Genomic DNA, 17,812 nt, shown 5'->3' on the forward strand with positions numbered 1-17,812 from the left:
AAATGGTGTTAACTCTGCGCGGCTAGCAGCAGGTCGAGGTCTGTATATTTAAGGTTAAAACGTTTGGCGATAGGCGCGTTGGTCACGCAGCCTTTATAGAGGTACACACCGTTGCGAATGCCGCTCTTGGCCTGTATCACGCCTTCTACCCCGCCCATATCGGCGCATTGCTGCACAATAGGCATCAATACATTGCTGATGGCGCGCGAGGCTGTACGTGATACGCCCGAAGCTATGTTCGGCACGCAGTAGTGTATCACATCGTATTTCTTGAAGACAGGATTTTCGTGTGTAGTGAGTTTCGAGGTTTCGAAGCAACCGCCACGGTCGATGCTCACGTCGATGATCACTGAGCCGGCTTTCATGTTGCTCACCATCTCATCGGTCACGACAACAGGTGTGATACCATTGATGGGCTTTAATGCACCAACTGCGACGTCTGCATTAGTGAGTGCCTCTGACAGCGTAACAGGATCGAGCACCGATGTAAAACACCTTTGTCCGATGTTGTGCTGCAGGCGCATAAGGCGGTAGATGGAGTTGTCGAATATTTTCACCGATGCGCCAAGACCAAGTGCAGTACGTGCGGCAAACTCACCCACGATACCAGCGCCTATTATCAGCACTTCGGCAGGCGGTACACCAGAGATACCCCCAAGCAGTATGCCTTTGCCTTTGTGCACATTGCTCAGGTACTTGGCGGCGGTCAATATTGCGGAGCTACCTGCTATCTCACTCATAGAGCGTACGATAGGATAGCTGCCCGCATCATCTTTTATAGATTCAAATGCAATAGCGATGATCTTCTTTTGTATCAACACCTCGAGCATTTCGGTTTTCAGGAAAGGCAGGTGTATGGGAGAGATCACCACCTGGTTGGGTTGCAACAGTTCGGCTTCCTCTTCATCTATTGGCGCCGATTTGATGATAGTAGTAGCCTTATACAGCTCCACTTTATCATACACGATGCGCGCGCCGGCCTCGCTATAGTCGCTATCGAAATAGAATGACCCTTCACCTGCGGCATGTTCTACCACCACGTCATGGCCATTGTTCACAATAACGGACACTGCTTCAGGCGTCAGCGCTATACGATTTTCCTGGAAAGATGATTCTTTGGGGATACCAATGAATAGCTTCTTTTTCTTCGGCAATATCTCCAACGCCTCCTCTAAAGGAACATAGGAAAACGAAGGTGAAATGTACGGTCTTTTGCTCATGCCCTGTCGCTTAATGTCACGAGGCAGAAAAATACAAAATCCTTTCGATTTACGCACTATTTTAACATGTCAGAACTTTGTTAAGCTTTACTGAAAGCCCTATAAATAGTGCCTTATATCCATTGTTTTGTACAGTTAAATTCCCATTTTTGTCTCAGGGAAAAACCCTTGTATGCTTAGACAATCGCAGCAGCAGAGATTATTACAAAAACTATCACCCCAGCAGATTCAGCTCATGAAACTGCTGCAGATCCCTACTGCCAACCTGGAAGAACGAATTAAGGAAGAAATGGAGGAAAACCCCGCCCTGGAATATACCGATGAAGGCGAGGAACCTACGGACGATTATAACCTGAATGAGAGCGAGGATAGTGATTTTGAAGGAGATAGCGAAGATGTAGAATTGAGCAACGATACCGCCGATAAAGTAGACCTGGACGATTTTCTGCGCCGCGAGGACGATGAAGGCGGAGGCTACGACTCGGGTGACGACTACTATGGCGGAGGCGGAGAAGAAAGAACAGGCTCGCCGGTAAGGGTGGAGAATAACTTTCACGACCACCTGTTGGACCAGCTGGGCATGCTGGAGCTGGACGAGCGTACCCATAAGATTGCAGAACAAGTTATTGGCAGCATAGACGAAGATGGCTACCTGCGCCGGGAGATCACCGCGCTGGTAGATGATCTTGCATTCGGTCAGAATATCTATACCTCGGTAGAAGAAGTGACCGATATACTGACGCAGATACAAAACCAGTTTGACCCACCGGGTGTAGGTGCATGGACCCTGCAGGAATGCCTGCTACTACAGCTGAAACGCCAGCCCCAAACCAAGCCGGTAAAGAACGCGGTAGCGGTAATCGATAAATACTTCAACGAGTTCATCAAGAAGCACTACGATAAGATACAGCGCCACCTGGGACTGAATAATGACCAGTTCAAGGAGGTCATCAATATCATTATCAAGCTGAACCCCAAGCCGGGCTCTGCCTTTGCCATCGTAAACAAGGCAGAGAGCTATATCATACCTGACTTTTTCGTTTTCAACAATAATGGCGTCCTAGAGCTTTCTTTGAATGCCAAGAACGCGCCCGAGTTGCGTGTGTCAGAAGGATATAAGGAAATGATGCGCGCTTATGACCGTGGTGATAAAAAGGATAAACGCCAGAAGGAAGCATTGCTATTCATCAAGCAAAAACTGGACGCAGCCAAGTGGTTCATCGACGCGATCAAACAAAGGCAACATACGCTGCTCCAAACTATGCAGGCTATTATCGAATTCCAGAGGGAGTTCTTCCTGACGGGCGACGAGACCACGTTGAGGCCGATGATCCTGAAAGACATTGCGCAACGCACGCAGCTAGATGTGTCGACCGTATCCCGCGTGGCGAACAGCAAGTTTGTGCAGACCGAATTCGGTACGTACAAACTCAAATATTTCTTCTCAGAAGCACTGCAGACGGAAAGCGGTGAAGAAGTATCTACCCGCGAAGTGAAGACGATCCTAAACGAGATCATCGGTGGTGAGAACAAACGCAAGCCATACTCTGATGAGAAACTCACCGATATGCTGCAGGAAAAAGGTTATAACATTGCTCGCCGTACAGTAGCCAAATACCGTGAGCAATTGAATATACCTGTGGCCAGGCTAAGAAAAGAATTGTAGGAACTAACCGCGGTCTTCTTCCATCTTCTTCGCTACAGCATCCAGAGTATCATAAAATTCTTCGCCGTATTTGCGGATGATGGAACCTTTCAGGAACTGGTAAACCGGTACTTTGAGTTGTTTGCCAAGTTTGCAAGCAGGACGGCAAAGCTTTTTGCGCGGCTCGTAGTTCACTGCTTCGTACTCGCCCATATCCTTGATGCGGATCGGGTATAAATGGCAGGAGATCGGTTTCTGGAAATCTATCTTACCTTCTTTCCAGGCTTTTTCGATAGCACATTTTACAATGCCTACTTCGTCAGTATAAGCGTAGGTACAGATGCCACCATTTACTGTTGGTGTCACATAGCCGTACTCATCGTCTATGGTGTGCGTGCCTTGTTTTTCTATCTCGGCGATGTACTCGGCAGCCAGGTAAGGTTTTACTATGGGATATACTTCTGCTATCTTCTTTGTTTCTTCTTCGGTAAGCGGCGCACCACAGTCACCATCTACACAGCAGCCACCTTTACAGGCGTTCAGGTCGCACACGAATTGTGCTTCCACTACATCATCACTCAGCAGTACGTTGTCTATTGCTATCATCTTCAGTTGCGTTCTTCACTACATGTTAATGTAGTTCATCAATGATTTATAACGATCCATGATATCGTCCTTATGTGCGTGCTCGCCAAATACCTCTTTTACGGTGTATTTGTAACGCTCGAATGAGGCGGCTATCGCATCCAGGTTCGATTGATTGGTCTTTATGGTTATCTCCAGCTTTTGCGTAGCCCTGTTGGTATGCAGCTGCGTGCTGGTGATGAATACATCTTCATTCTCGCAGATGCGGGCTATTTCGGTAAGACTATAATTGCGTGGATCTATTTCCAGCACTATGATACCGCCAGGGCTGTCCAGTCCGGCATTCTCAGTAATGTACCTCAGGAGCTCATCACGAGTAATGGCACCGAGGTATTTATTCTCATTGTCAACCACCGGAACAATGCTGAGATTTTGGGAGTGGGCCAGGCGGAGCGCTTCGTAAGGGTGGCCACTGGCGAATACTGCCGGGCGGAAATTGTGAAACTCTGCTTTACCAAGGGGTTTCTCAGGGTCATCCCAGTCCAGCACATCATTTTCATTAACGAGGGTCACATACTGGTCTTCTGAGATAAGCGGGAGCTGGCTGAGGTTGTTCTCCTCCATCAGGAACAAGGCGCGGTTGCCCGTATCCGTCGGGAGCAGGGTAGGAACTATAGGCGATATTAGTTGTTCTATGACCATTTGTCTTTCACGTTTTCAGCCGCTCTATACATATAGACAATACAAAACTTGAACCAGTTTAATCCCGGAACACATTTCAACAGAAAAATGACAAAATTTCGAGAAATTTTATCCTTTGTGCTTATCCAGAAATTGGTCGAGGATCTTATTGAATTCATCGGGCACTTCCATCATAGCTGCGTGTCCGCATTTGTCGATCCAGTGCAATTCTGAATTCGGGATCAGCGATTTGAATTCCTCAGCTACCATCGGAGGGGTGACCGTGTCATTTTTTCCCCATATGAGGCAGGTAGGAACTTTGATCTGCTTCAGTTCATCGCCGAGATTGTGACGAATAGCTGATTTAGCCAAAGCTATGACTTTTATCGCTTTCAGCCTATTATTTACGATTGAATAGACCTCATCCACCAGCTCTTTATTGGCCGTCTTCGGATCGTAAAAGGTGAGCTCTGTCTTCTTCTTGATGAACTCGTAATCGCCGCGTTTAGGATATGTTTCGCCCATACCGTTCTCGTACAGACCCGAGCTGCCGGTAAGGATGATGGATTTTACTTTATGTTGCTCCTTCAAGGTATACACCAGGCCTATGTGCCCACCCAGCGAGTTGCCCAATAGGTGCACATGGTTCAGGTCCATAGCCTCAATAAACTTCTGCACATATTTGGCAAGGCCGTTCACCGAAGTGTCGAGCACCGAAAGGTCGTACAGGGGCAACATGGGGATGATAACCCTGTGTGTAGCCTTAAAATGATCTACCAGCGGGGTGAAATTGCTAAGTGCGCCAAACAAGCCATGCAACAGGACGAGTGGCTCTCCCTCACCCTCCTCTACAAACTTAAATTTGCCTAAGTGTTTGATCTCGTATTGCATCAGGCGATAATATCAATGGGCCAAAAATAGTAACGTTTCAGGTAAAATCATAGATTTTTTGACACATAACAATTTGTTTTCACGGGGACGAAGCCGCCTCAACGGCGATTTTTCACATTTTTACATGGCAGTATTAGCCTAAATTTGCCCTGCATTCCAAAGCATTATGCTGCAGCAATATTGCCCCTCTCTTACTGACTACCGCCGGCTTCAGACCCGCGAAGTGAAAATTGGCGACCTGTTACTTGGCAACGGTAACCCCATCCGCATACAGACCATGACCACCACCGACACGATGGACACGGAAGCCACGGTGGCCCAGTGTGTGCGCTGTATAGAGGCGGGAGCAGAGCTCGTCCGTATTACAGCACCTAGCAAAAAAGAGGCGGAAAACCTGCTGCACATTAAAAACCAGTTGCGGGCAATGGGCTATACCACCCCACTGGTGGCTGATATCCACTTTACACCCAACGCTGCAGAGATAGCCGCACGCATTATTGAAAAAGTGCGCGTGAATCCGGGTAATTACGTTGACAAGAAGAAATTTGACCTGATAGATTATACCGATTCGGAATACAATGCTGAGATCGAGCGCATCCACGAACGATTTACCCCGCTGGTGCGCATCTGTAAGGAATACGGTACGGCAATGCGAATTGGTACCAACCACGGTTCGCTGAGCGACCGCATCATGAGCCGTTATGGCGACACTCCGATCGGCATGGTGGAAAGCGCTATGGAATTCCTTCGCATAGCACGAGGCGAAAGCTACCACCAGATCATACTTAGTATGAAATCGAGTAACCCACAGGTGATGGTGCAAGCTTATCGACTGCTTATCCAAAAAATGGATGAAGAGTTTGGCGAATGTTACCCGTTGCACCTTGGCGTAACAGAGGCAGGCGATGGTGAAGATGGTCGTATCAAGAGCGCGATAGGCATTGGCACTTTGCTGGAAGACGGCATTGGCGATACCATCAGGGTATCGTTAACTGAGGATCCTGAATTCGAGATACCTGTATGCCGCGACATCGTAAGTCGTTATGCTGACCGAGCGCAACATCAACCGGTAGCTGAGTTGACTGAGCAAGAAAAAATACAACTGCCTTATAGCCCATTCAGCTACAAGCGCCGTGAAACAGTAGCAGTTGATAAAATAGGCGGACATAATGTGCCTATTGTTGTAGCCGATTATAAAGAGGAAGAAACGATTACGGCAACGTCGCTGGAAGCTATCGGTTACCGTTATGATATAGCCAGCGATAAATGGAACATCGGTGATGCCGCGGCGGATTATGTATACACAGGCAATCGATTGCTGGATTTTGCACTACCCGGTACGTTGCAAGTGTTGTGCGACGCTCAAGCATGGCAAGGTGCGGAAGACAAAACAAAATACCATCCGGTCTTCCAACTCGAAGAATACCTGAATACCACGGATGTTAAAGGACTGCATTTTGTAGTTATAGATGCGCACCAACACTGGAAAGACATAGATGCATTAGTCGCTAAAACGCAACAAAACAACAACCTTGTTTTGTGCGTAGAAAGCACCAATACACACACTATGCCTTCTATTCGCAGGTTTATGATAGAGCTTATGCAACGCGGTGTGAAATGCCCTGTTGTATTTTGCGTAGAGAACCGCAATAAGACGCTTGATGAACAGCTGATAGATTTCGCTACCAACTCTGGCGGATTATTGCTGGATGGCTTTGGTGATGGCGGTTGGTTATGGAATCATACACAGCACGTGAGCAATGAAAAGATCACCGGCCGCACTTACCTCGAAGTAAAGAACAACCACCAGTTCCTGAATAATACTGCATTCTCTATTCTGCAGGCAACCCGTACGCGCATCAGCAAGACAGAATACATCAGCTGTCCTAGTTGTGGACGTACGCTATTCGACTTGCAGGAAACTACTTCAAAAATTCGCAACGCTACCAACCACCTGAAAGGTGTGAAGATCGCGATCATGGGTTGCATCGTGAATGGTCCCGGCGAAATGGCTGACGCTGACTTTGGTTATGTCGGCAGCGGACCTGGTAAGATCACGTTATACAAAGGCAAGGAAGTGGTGAAACGTAACGTGCCCAGCGAGATAGCTGTGAACGAACTGATAGAATTGCTGAAAGAGAACGACGCGTGGGTAGAACCACCTGCTGTTATGGCTTAATTACAGCCTGCTCTTCATCGATGCCCTGTTCAAGTTGTCGGCTCTTGTGGTCGAGAATCACAAGCAGGGCGATTCCTAGATAGAAGACAGTGCCCACCTTGTGGCTTTCCAGCAGCTCTGAGAAAAAGTTGTTGATGAAGCCTGCTGCAAACATCATGATAAGGCCCAGCGTTACCTTTTTATAGAACCGGTCTTTGAAGCGGTGATACGTTCGCTGTCCTACCGCAAACACCACCACCACAAAAATGGCGTAGAGTATCATACCCGGATACCCCTGTTCCACCAACATGTACAGATAGTAGTTGTGCGTGGTAGAATGTTCGTCGTTACGGCTCACATAAGTTTTGAATGAAGAAACCGCGTAAGGCTTGTAGTAATAATAGAATGCGTTAGGTCCGTAACCTGTCACCGGTTCTTCCTTACTCATACGCACCGCAGCTATCCAGCGATACACACGTTCCATTGAAGACATATCGCGGCCCTGGATGGTGGCGATGATGTGGTCTTCAAATTTGTTGTGCATGAAGGTCTTCTGGAAGTTGGGACGGAAATTGAGGAAGTGATTATCGCGCACCACAAATACCATCAATACTGCCAGGCAGCCATAAAACAACGGCATAACAATATTCACCAGGCGCAGCCTCACCATAATACTAATACCTATAGCGAACACAACCGCCACCATAGCCGCGCGGGCAAAGGTCAGGTAGAGTACGGGCAGGAAGAAAATGATCAGGAATAGTACCGTAAGGCGCATCAGCCAGGTGGTACCGCGTGTCAGCGGGAAGGCGATCCACAATAAGCAGAACACCATTGACAGTATCGTTGAGTAGTCAACGTGGTTGGTATATATCTCAGAGATTGCTTTCTCGATCTTACGGAAGGAGAAACCCAGCATAGCATGCCTGATAAGGATGATGACCATTGTAATGAACAGTGGTACCAGCAATACTATAAAAGCTTTCTTGAAGTCTTTTTTCTCTTTGAAAATAAATACCGGCAGTACGAAGAACGAAACAAGGAACCATGTTTTGGCGGCCATGAATTTCACCGAAAGCATGGTCTCTTTTGAGTAGATCACACAGACGATCATCCAGAGATATTGCAGCACTACGATCATTACGATCGGATTCTTCCACCACCAGGCAGGCAGTATATTAGGCTGCTTTGCCCAGAGTATCATGAACACTAACAGCAAGAGCCACATGATCGGCTCATCGGGCACAGAAGTAGAAAGAGTATCACCCAGAAAGTTAAGCTCGATAGAACCCGGTATACTGAACAAAAGGAACCAGAAAGCCAGCTTCCAGTTGAGTCCTGTCATCAATACGAACAGGAACACAAATGGCGTAACCAGCAACAGTGGTTCACTCAAAAAGCTGGCAAGAGCTACCAGCATCAGCAGTATGCCGATGCCGATACCCTTTTCCCATTTATTCAGTTGAATACCTTGTGGCTGCATTAGCGCTGTACAGAAATTAATATCCTGTAATAGGTCATCAGCAATATGTACAGAGTGGCAAAGAAGAAGCCAAGCAATGCACAACCAATAACCGTCAATATCAGGCCGAGTCCCTCAGGATCGGTAGGTGGAGTGGCTGCGTTGGTTACCTGTATAAATTTGATCTCGCCATCTTTGGTACCGGTAGAGAACTCGTTCAGCAGGCTCACGTATTTAGCACGGTCTATTACCAGTTGATCTTTGATAGAAGAGATATTTTGCACCTGCTCTACACCAAAGCCGTTTGACGCGCCACCTACGCTGCCGCCAACAGTGGCACGCGTTGGGCTAACAATATCATAGATGTGGTACTTGTCTCTCAGGCCACCGAGAGTATCAGTCAAAGCAGAAATGGAACTGTCCATTTCGTTGATCTTATCCTGGATAGAATTGTAAGCGTAACCCTTGATGGTGTTATAATACTGGCGGTACGTTTCTTCCGTCACACGAATGTGCTCATTCAGGATGTCGGCAGCACGCTTAGGATCTGTATCTGTGTACTGCAGCATCAGGTGCCTGTACTCAGAACGTTTGATCTTGAAACGTTTTTCGTACATGCCTTTCAGCTTTCCGCGATCGCCTGCATCGTTCATATTGATGTTGTAGGCAGCAGCGAGATTCAGGTTTTGGATCACCTTATCGCGCACCAGGTCAGATTCTGCAGTAACGATGATCTTATCTATATCATCATCACCCGCAAAGAAGTCAACAAAGTGCATATCGTGCGAGCGGAAAAGATAGTTCCTATCTGCATACAGTGGGTTCGACAGGAAGAACTCTGCTTCAGCCTTGTATTTGTTTTTGCGTACAAAGGTGAACAGGACACCAACGAGGACGGTAAGAAAGGTAACGATAAGAATGAACTTACGGCGCTGCCTGATCGTTTGCGTGATGTCCACCAGGTCGAAACGAGGGGTAGTCATTGTTTCTGTTATGTGTGTTTTAAAGATTTAAACTTAGCTATTTTACCTGCACAAAGCGGGCCAAAATCCTATATCACTGTCTCCCCTGCCTGCATTTTCTCTGCGTTCTCCGCAAATTGCAGCGCTTCTATCGTCTCCTGGATATTGCCGTTCATAAAGTCGTCAAGGTTGTACATGGTGAGGTTGATGCGGTGATCTGTAACACGTCCCTGCGGATAGTTATAGGTACGTATCTTGGCCGACCTGTCGCCGGTGCTTACAAGGCTTTTCCTGCGACGCGATATTTCTTCTTCCTGCTTGCGCACTTGCTCTTCATATAACTTAGAACGCATCATAGCCGTGGCCTTTTCGCGGTTGCCCAACTGCGTACGTTCTGTCTGGCAGGTGATCACTGTACCTGTTGGCACGTGGGTCAGGATAACTTTGGTTTCCACTTTGTTCACGTTCTGTCCACCCGCACCACCGCTTCGTGCGGTTTCCATTTTCAGGTCGCTTTCTTTCAGTTCAAAGTCGATCTCTTCGGCTTCAGGCATTACAGCTACTGTTGCAGCCGAAGTGTGCACACGGCCACTGGCTTCAGTTGCTGGCACACGTTGTACGCGGTGTACACCGCTCTCAAATTTCAACGTACCATAAACATCTTCACCTAACACTTCCAGTTGCACCTCTTTATAGCCACCAACGGTGCCCTCTGTTTCGGTAAGGACTGATACCTTCCAGCCCCTGCGTTCGCAATAGCGCAGGTACATACGCATCAGCTCACCGGCAAAAAGGCTTGCTTCGTCACCGCCGGTACCGGCACGTATCTCGAGGATTGCATTCTTCTCATCTTGTGGATCTTTAGGTATGAGCAGTTGCTTTAGCTCACCTTCCAGCTTTTCCTTCTCCTGCTCCAGGTCTTCCATATCATCTTTGGCCATGCTGCGCAAGTCTTCGTCACTCTCAGTTGCCAACACCTCTTTGGCGAATTCTATATTCTCAATTGCTGTCCTGTACTTTTTGTACACGTCAACAATGCTTTCTAGCTTGCGGTATTCACGGCTGATCTGCGAGAACTTTTTGTTATCGTTCACGATCTCCGGGTTGGTGAGCGCAATGCCCATGTCGTCGAATCTCGCTTTTATCGCTTCCAGCTTTTCTATTACAGAACTCATTAAATTGAAATAATTTGGCCCAAATTACGGGTGTGCGAAGTTAAAGATTATCCCGCGGAATCATAAGTGGCATCCTGTAAAATCACAGAATAATAAGAGATTAACGCCCAAAACCTTATTTTATTCAATATCATTGCCGAATGTTGAAAAATATTGCAGCCCTGGGGCTGTTCTTTGCTCAAACATACCTGGTACTGGAAGGCGAATACTTATTTGGTAGAGCCGAGAATCCTTTTGTGCTATTTGCAGTATCGCTGGCCATACCCATATATTTCTTCAGAATACATTTATCAACCCCACAGCAGATCGGGCAGCCATCGCGGCTGCGCTGGACTGGCATTGCACTGGGCATGCTCTCTTTCCTGGTTTGCTTCTGGGGGCTTCGCCGACTGTTCTGGGATCTACCCGACCCGGCCCATTGGTCGGATGTGATACCGCAGATAGATGCGCTATACACAAGATTTGCCCGGGGCGAATTTCCCTATAAGACCTTGCAGCAGTTCCTCTGGTATCCTTATCCAGTGTACATGCCTATGCACTGGCTGCCTCTGTGGATCACTTATGCGCTAAATATAGACGTGCGCTGGGCGGGCGTGTTTTTGATGGTGTTGGCTGGAGGTGTTTATGGTTGGAGCGCATGGGGATATAACAACAGTGTAGTAAAAAAGGTATTGGTCGTATTATTGCCCTCTGTGGTTGTATGGGCCTTCCTGGTATGGGGACGCTTTGACCTGGGCGTATCTTACGAAACAACCATTGCTGCCTATTACCTGGTGCTAGCCGTGGGACTCAACAGTAAAAACCTCGTTATTACCACCATCGGCATCATACTTTGCCTGCTGTCGCGATACACAATGGTGTTCTGGTTGCCGCTTTTCCTGCTGTTGCTGTTGATGAACGCGCCGATCAAAAAGAACCTAATTGTCTGGCTCAGCATACTGCTGTCGATCGTGTTCGTTTACATCATTCCATTTTACGCCAAAGACCCTAAAATACTGGTAAATGGCCTCACTTACCATAATGAGTGCGCTGTTGGCGAATGGGTTGGATTTGGCAACCCGCCTTTTTCAGCCACCTTCGTGTCGGGAATTTATTTCGGCGAATACCTGCGCAGCATCTTTAGCGGAGATATGGAGCACCGAGTGTTCCAGGCACGCATTCTGCAGGCATTACTTATGATCGGGCTCGTGATAACCGGACTAGTACTTCATAAAAAATGGAAACATAAGCTGGACATCTATGATATAAGCTTGCCCATGCTGTATGTGTTTCTATTATTCTTCTTCATGTTTGGCGTGCTTACGTACACTTATTATTACTTCCCGTTGTTGATGATATCGGGCTTACTGTGTGGAAGGATCATGCTGGCAGGTAAAAAATAAAGCCTGCCGTTTCCGGCAGGCTTATTATAATTAAGTCCAGTTATTATAAAGTTCTCTTCACTTCCACTTCTTCGAAACCTTCGATGATGTCGCTCATGCGAATATCGTTGTAGTTCTTGATGCTCAGACCGCACTCGTAACCTGCGCTCACTTCTTTCACGTCGTCTTTGAAACGTTTCAGTGATGCCAACTCGCCTGTGTATACTACGATACCATCGCGTACCAGGTTGACCTTTGTATTGCGGTTGATCTTTCCATCGAGTACGTAACAACCTGCGATCGTACCCACGCCCGTGATCTTGAACACTTCGCGCACTTCGATATGGCAAACAGTTTTCTTCTCGATCTTCGGCTCCAACAGACCTTCCATCGCGCTCTTGATCTCTTCGATAGCATCGTAGATGATTGAGTAAGTACGGATCTCGATGTTCTCCTGTTCTGCCAGCCTTGCAGCTTGCATCGAAGGACGCACCTGGAAACCGATGATGATGGCATCCGAAGCTGTTGCCAGCAATACGTCGCTTTCTGTGATCTGGCCCACACCTTTGTGTACCACATTCACTGCTACCTCTTCGGTAGAAAGTTTCTGCAACGAGTCACTCAGGGCTTCTACCGAACCATCGAAGTCACCCTTGATGATGATACCCAGTTCCTTGAAGTTACCCAGAGCCAGACGACGACCGATCTCATCGAGCGTGATGTGTTTACGTGTACGGATACCTTGCTCACGCATGATCTGTGCACGGTGGTTAGCCACTTCTTTTGCTTCGTCTTCGTCTTCGTAAACCTTGAATTTCTCACCAGCTTGCGGAGCGCCATTCAGACCCAGCACCTGTACCGGTGCAGAAGGACCTGCTTTGTCGACACGTTGGCCGCGTTCGTTGAACATCGCTTTGATCTTACCGTAGTACTGTCCGCACACGATCATGTCGCCTTGTTCCAGTGTACCGTTTTGTACCAGTATGGTTGCCTGGTAACCGCGGCCTTTATCCAGGGAGGCTTCGATCACGCTACCCGTAGCATCGCGCTCAGGGTTTGCTTTCAGTTCCAGCAGTTCGGCCTCAAGACCTATCTTTTCGAGCAGCAGGTCTATATTCAGACCTTTCTTCGCAGATATCTCCTGGCTTTGGAATTTACCACCCCAGTCTTCAACCAGGATGTTCATGCCCGCCAGCTGTTCTTTTATCTTTTCAGGATTTGCACCTTCTTTATCTATTTTGTTGATCGCAAAGATCATCGGCAGGCTAGCCGCCTGTGCGTGCGATATAGCTTCTTTCGTCTGAGGCATGATCGCATCGTCGGCCGCTACCACTATCACCGCTACGTCGGCTACCTTGGCACCACGTGCACGCATCGCGGTAAACGCTTCGTGACCTGGGGTATCGAGGAAGGTGATCTGCTTGCCAGTGCTGGTAACCACACGGTAAGCGCCTATGTGCTGGGTGATACCACCCGCCTCACCGGCTACTACATTCGCGCTACGGATATAGTCAAGCAAAGATGTTTTACCGTGATCAACGTGACCCATGATGGTAACGATTGGCGCACGAGGTATAAGATCTTCCGGATTGTCCTCTTCCTCCTCTTCTATATCTGCTTCCTGTTCCAGGTTAATGAATTCCACATCGTAACCGAACTCGCTTGATACAAGCTCGATCACTTCCGCATCAAGGCGTTGGTTGATAGATACCATGATGCCAAGGCTCATACACTTGCTGATAACTTCGGCAAAACTTACATCCAGCAGGCTAGCGAGCTCGGCCACCGAGATAAACTCAGTAACCTGTATCACGTTACCCTGTTCAGACTGCTCGGCCGCCATACGCTTTTCAGCCATCTCATCGCGTTTGTTACGACGGTATTTAGACTTCGAGCTCTTGCCGCGGGTATTACCAGCCAGCTTGGCTTGTGTTTGCCTTATTTTATCCTGTATTGCTTTAGCGTCGATCTCCTGTTGTTGTGGCGTAGGAGCCGGTTGTCCAAAACGTTGTCCGCCTCTGCGGTCGCCGCCCTGGCCTGGACCACGTTGTCCGCCCTGGCCACCACCACGCTGGTAACCGCCACCACCCTGACCCGGACGGCCCTGGTAGCCACCGCCACCTTGTCCGCCACGCTGGCCCTGGTAGCCACCGCCACCTTGTCCTTGTCCGCCGCGCTGGCCCTGGTAGCCGCCGCCACCTTGTCCCTGGCCTTGCCCACCACCCTGACCTTGCTGGTCGGGACGGAATGACTCAGGTTTCTTTTGTACAGGTATGCGTTTACGATTACGTTTTTCTTTGCTGTCGCCTTTACTCTCAGCTACTGGCAGCTCTATTTTACCAATGATCTTTGGACCTTCCAGTTTCGGAGCTTTCATCTCGATGTGCTCCGGTTTGTCGTCTTCCACTGGCGCAGCTGGCTGCACTGGTGGTTGAGGAGCAGGCTGTTCAGCCACTGGTGGTTGGGGTGCAGGCAACGCTGTTTCTTCTTCCTGTTTTTTCGGTGCCTTCTTCTTTTTAGCTTCAGTATCTTCTACTTCTGCCACTGGAGTTGGTGCCGGCGCAGGAGCTGGCGTTTCTTCAGGCGCTTCTTCTGCTTTTTCTGTCTTCTTCTTAGCTGCACCTTTCTTTGGCCTTGATGAAAGGTTCATTTCATCCAGGTTGATCTTACCCAGGATGTTTGGTCCTTCCAGCTTTGGCGCTTTTACTTCAATATGTTGTTCAGCCTCTTCCTGTGGCTCAGGTTCGGCAGGCGTTTCTTTTTTCTCAACAACTACTTTTGGCTTTTCTTCCACCACCGGCGCAGCTTCAGCAACAGGAGCCGCTTCTTCTTCCTTAACCGGTGCAGGTTTCGGCGCTTCTACCTCTTTCGGCTTTTCAGCTTCTTTTGGCTTTTCTACCTCTTTCGGCTTTTCTTCTTTCTTCTTCTCTACCTTGGGTGCCTCAGGCTCTTCTTTCTTAGCCTTCAGGTCAAGGTCTTCTTTATTCTTCTTCAGGCTATCCAGCAATGAGCCTTTAGGTAAAGCTATCTCTTCGCTCTTGCGTTTGGCTGCTTTGTCTTGCGCAAATTCAGCCTGCAAAGCGTCGTACATTACCTCAGTGAGCTTTGTATTCGGATTACTTGCGTTGATCTCAAAGCCCTTACTTGTAAGAAACTCCACGAGAGTCTCCTTACCGATGTTAAATTCTTTGGCTGCCGCCAGTAATCTTGGTGTTTTTGTTGCTGTTGCCATTCGTTGTTTTAACTCAAATAATATTCGCTAAAATCTACTTCTAAAAGCCTTTTTCCGAGCTCACAAACCTACGTTTTTTTCGCTGATAAAGCCTTAATCCAAGCTATTCTTTAGCCTTGTTTGTCCTGCACTCAGCAGTTATTCAGACTCATTCTGAAACTCTGCCTGCAGTACCTTCTGCACGTCACGTATTGTTTCTTCTTCAAGATCTGTACGGCGAACCAGCTCTTCAACCGACAGTTCCAGAACACTCAGTGCAGTATCGCAACCGATCTTCTTGAACTCATCAATTATCCAGCCTTCGATCTCATCTGAGAATTCGTCCAGATCGATATCATATTCAACTTCTTGTTCCTGTACATCGCGGTAAACGTCAATGCTAAAGCTGGTAAGTTCTTGTGCCAGTTTGATGTTGACACCTTTTTTACCAATAGCCAGTGACACCTGGTCAGGATCAAGGTATACGTCAGCATGTGCACCTTCATTATCCATATCCATGCGGTTGATGCGCGCAGGGGTCAGTGAACGTTGTATCAGCAGCTGCTGGTTGGCAGTGAAGTTGATAATGTCAATATTCTCGTTGCGAAGCTCACGAACGATACCGTGGATACGGCTACCTTTCATACCTACGCAAGCGCCCACCGGATCGATACGGTCGTCGTAGCTTTCTACAGCCACTTTTGCACGCTCACCCGGTTCGCGAACGATCTTACGGATAACGATAAGACCATCCATGATTTCTGGCACTTCGATCTCCAGCAGTTTTTCCAGGAAAGAAGGATGGGTACGGCTCAATACGATGATCGGTGTATTGTTACGCATCTCCACTTTCTTTACCACTGCGCGTACCGATTCGCCTTTTTTGAAGAAGTCGGTAGGTATCTGTTCTGACTTAGGCAGGATCAGTTCGTTGCCTTCGTCATCCAGCAGCAGTATTTCTTTTTTCCATATTTGGTATACCTCGCCGCTGATGATCTCACCAATACGGTCGGCATATTTTTTCAGCAGGTTGTTCTTTTTCAGGTCACCGATACGGGCAGCCAGTGTTTGCTTGGCGGCCAATATAGCGCGACGACCGAAGTCACGTACATCCATCTCCTCATACACCTCTTCGCCAACGCTATAGTCAGGTTCAATTTTTACTGCCTCTGACAATGGTATCTGCAGGTTCTCGTCTTCAATATTCTCATCTTCCACGATCTCGCGGCGACGGAATATCTCAAGGTCACCTGTCTGGTCGTTTACGATAACGTCGAAGTTTTCGTCAGTTCCGTACTTTTTACGGAGTAAGGTTTTGAATACGTCTTCAATAACCTTCATCAAGGTGGGCCGGTCAATATTCTCGGCGTCTTTAAACTCCTGGAACGAATCAATAAGATTGATACTTGACATGGTTCTTCGCTTTTATGCCCCCTGCCAGCCATGGCCGGGATTTTAGATTAAAAAATTACTTGAACTACTGTTTTCTTTATTGTTGCAAATGGTATTTCCACCATTTGGATCTCTTTTTTCTTGCCCACTTTCACTTCGAGCAAGATCTTGTCTTCCCGTACTTCCTTCAGCACCCCCAGTTGATCGGCGCCTTCAACAGGCGTAACCAGCAAGGTGCGACCAATGTTCTTTTTATATTGCCTTTCCTGCAAAAGTGGCTCGTCAACACCCGGGCTGGATACTTCGAGCGAAAAATCACCGTCAGGGAACATTTGCTGCTCCTCTATTATGTGGTACAATTTGCGGTTTATTTCGGCACTTTTGCTGATCGAAAGGCCACTATCTGAGTCGAGGTAAAGTTTGATATTATTTATCGGCTTAATCTTTATATTAATGATAAACATATCGCTACCTTCCAAAAGTGGTTCGGTCAGTTGCCTGATCTTGTCAATTATTTCACTCATAGATAAAAAACAAGGGGACTATCGAGTCCCCTTCTTTCTGTTTATTTCCAGTGCAAATATAGGATTTCCCTTCTTTCCAGCCAAAATTCAGCAAAACATAATTATAATTTCATTAACGGGTACCAATAACCGATTTAGTACCTTTGACCCCACTATGATATTTAGGTTCATCTTCTGGTCTATCATTATCTCGCTGGTACTTCGATTTGTAATGCGGTTCCTGTTCCCCGTCATAGTTACAAAAGCAGCTAACGACAAACTGGCGCAGCTGCAAAAGCAAATGGAAGACATGCAACGCCAGGCTAATGCTAACGCCCAGCCAAAGCAGGCATCTAAAGCGCCTAAACAGGTAGATGGCGATTATATAGAATATGAGGAAGTGAAATAACACATTAACACATACATATCAACTTAACTCAAAGCACCGGATATCCGGTGCTTTTTTATTCTAATTTAAGTTGGCATGCATTAACACATCAGTTGCATCTATTTTTTATAACATTTGAAAAAGTGTCTATATTTTTGATCAACTAAACTTCCTTCTC

14 protein-coding genes are annotated in these 17,812 nt (G+C 47.5%); 4 read left to right on the forward strand and 10 right to left on the reverse strand.

From position 1 onward, the window contains the following. Positions 1-8: 8 nt before the first annotated feature. Positions 9-1,220 carry an alanine dehydrogenase gene (locus tag P2W83_RS04160; RefSeq protein ID WP_276132431.1) on the reverse strand — a complete coding sequence of 404 codons (1,212 nt, stop codon included), beginning with the start codon at positions 1,218-1,220 and terminating at the stop codon, positions 9-11. A 172-nt stretch (positions 1,221-1,392) separates the two neighbouring features. Between P2W83_RS04160 and rpoN the strand changes: the two genes are divergently transcribed. Beyond that, positions 1,393-2,886 carry an RNA polymerase factor sigma-54 gene (rpoN, locus tag P2W83_RS04165; RefSeq protein ID WP_276132432.1) on the forward strand — a complete coding sequence of 498 codons (1,494 nt, stop codon included), beginning with the start codon at positions 1,393-1,395 and terminating at the stop codon, positions 2,884-2,886. A gap of 3 nt (positions 2,887-2,889) precedes the next feature. On the opposite strand, the gene P2W83_RS04170 is transcribed toward rpoN, so the two are convergent. From P2W83_RS04170 to P2W83_RS04180, 3 genes are all read right to left on the reverse strand, one after another. Further along, positions 2,890-3,471, reverse strand: coding sequence for a DUF3109 family protein (locus P2W83_RS04170; protein ID WP_276132433.1), 582 nt, complete (start codon positions 3,469-3,471; stop codon positions 2,890-2,892). An 18-nt stretch (positions 3,472-3,489) separates the two neighbouring features. Next, positions 3,490-4,152 (reverse strand): CBS domain-containing protein, encoded by a 663-nt coding sequence (locus P2W83_RS04175; RefSeq protein WP_276132434.1) that lies wholly within the window; start codon positions 4,150-4,152, stop codon positions 3,490-3,492. Between the two features lie 108 nt (positions 4,153-4,260). Continuing rightward, entirely contained in the window at positions 4,261-5,022 is a 762-nt protein-coding gene (locus tag P2W83_RS04180; RefSeq protein WP_276132435.1) for an alpha/beta fold hydrolase, read from the reverse strand. A 166-nt stretch (positions 5,023-5,188) separates the two neighbouring features. Between P2W83_RS04180 and ispG the strand changes: the two genes are divergently transcribed. Next, positions 5,189-7,201 carry a (E)-4-hydroxy-3-methylbut-2-enyl-diphosphate synthase gene (ispG, locus tag P2W83_RS04185; RefSeq protein ID WP_276132436.1) on the forward strand — a complete coding sequence of 671 codons (2,013 nt, stop codon included), beginning with the start codon at positions 5,189-5,191 and terminating at the stop codon, positions 7,199-7,201. Here ispG and P2W83_RS04190 read toward each other — a convergent pair. The 3 genes from P2W83_RS04190 to prfA form a co-directional block, all read right to left on the reverse strand. Next, a complete protein-coding gene (locus P2W83_RS04190) occupies positions 7,191-8,663 on the reverse strand; it encodes an O-antigen ligase family protein (protein ID WP_276132437.1) in 1,473 nt (490 codons plus the stop codon). The genes ispG and P2W83_RS04190 overlap by 11 nt on opposite strands. Next, on the reverse strand, positions 8,663-9,625 hold the full coding sequence (locus P2W83_RS04195) for a Wzz/FepE/Etk N-terminal domain-containing protein (protein ID WP_276132438.1): 963 nt from the start codon (positions 9,623-9,625) through the stop codon (positions 8,663-8,665). The genes P2W83_RS04190 and P2W83_RS04195 overlap by 1 nt, the downstream gene beginning before the upstream one ends. 68 nt (positions 9,626-9,693) lie before the next feature. Next, positions 9,694-10,779: a peptide chain release factor 1 gene (gene prfA, locus P2W83_RS04200; RefSeq protein WP_276132439.1), complete on the reverse strand. Its 1,086-nt coding sequence runs from the start codon at positions 10,777-10,779 to the stop codon at positions 9,694-9,696. 140 nt (positions 10,780-10,919) lie between these two features. Between prfA and P2W83_RS04205 the strand changes: the two genes are divergently transcribed. Then, positions 10,920-12,161: a hypothetical protein gene (locus P2W83_RS04205; RefSeq protein ID WP_276132440.1), complete on the forward strand. Its 1,242-nt coding sequence runs from the start codon at positions 10,920-10,922 to the stop codon at positions 12,159-12,161. A gap of 43 nt (positions 12,162-12,204) precedes the next feature. On the opposite strand, the gene infB is transcribed toward P2W83_RS04205, so the two are convergent. From infB to P2W83_RS04220, 3 genes are all read right to left on the reverse strand, one after another. After that, positions 12,205-15,372, reverse strand: a complete 3,168-nt coding sequence (gene infB, locus P2W83_RS04210) for a translation initiation factor IF-2 (protein WP_276132441.1) — start codon at positions 15,370-15,372, stop codon at positions 12,205-12,207. Between the two features lie 138 nt (positions 15,373-15,510). Further along, positions 15,511-16,764, reverse strand: a complete 1,254-nt coding sequence (gene nusA, locus P2W83_RS04215; protein WP_276132442.1) for a transcription termination factor NusA — start codon at positions 16,762-16,764, stop codon at positions 15,511-15,513. A 47-nt stretch (positions 16,765-16,811) separates the two neighbouring features. Then, a complete protein-coding gene (locus P2W83_RS04220) occupies positions 16,812-17,267 on the reverse strand; it encodes a ribosome maturation factor RimP (protein WP_276132443.1) in 456 nt (151 codons plus the stop codon). Positions 17,268-17,421: 154 nt separating this feature from the next. Here P2W83_RS04220 and P2W83_RS04225 point away from each other — a divergent pair, with 154 nt between their 5' ends. Next, entirely contained in the window at positions 17,422-17,655 is a 234-nt protein-coding gene (locus P2W83_RS04225; protein WP_276132444.1) for a hypothetical protein, read from the forward strand. The last annotated feature ends 157 nt before the right edge of the window (positions 17,656-17,812 follow it).

Origin of the sequence: Polluticoccus soli (assembly GCF_029269745.1) — a bacterium.
Classification (GTDB): domain Bacteria; phylum Bacteroidota; class Bacteroidia; order Chitinophagales; family Chitinophagaceae; genus Polluticoccus; species Polluticoccus soli.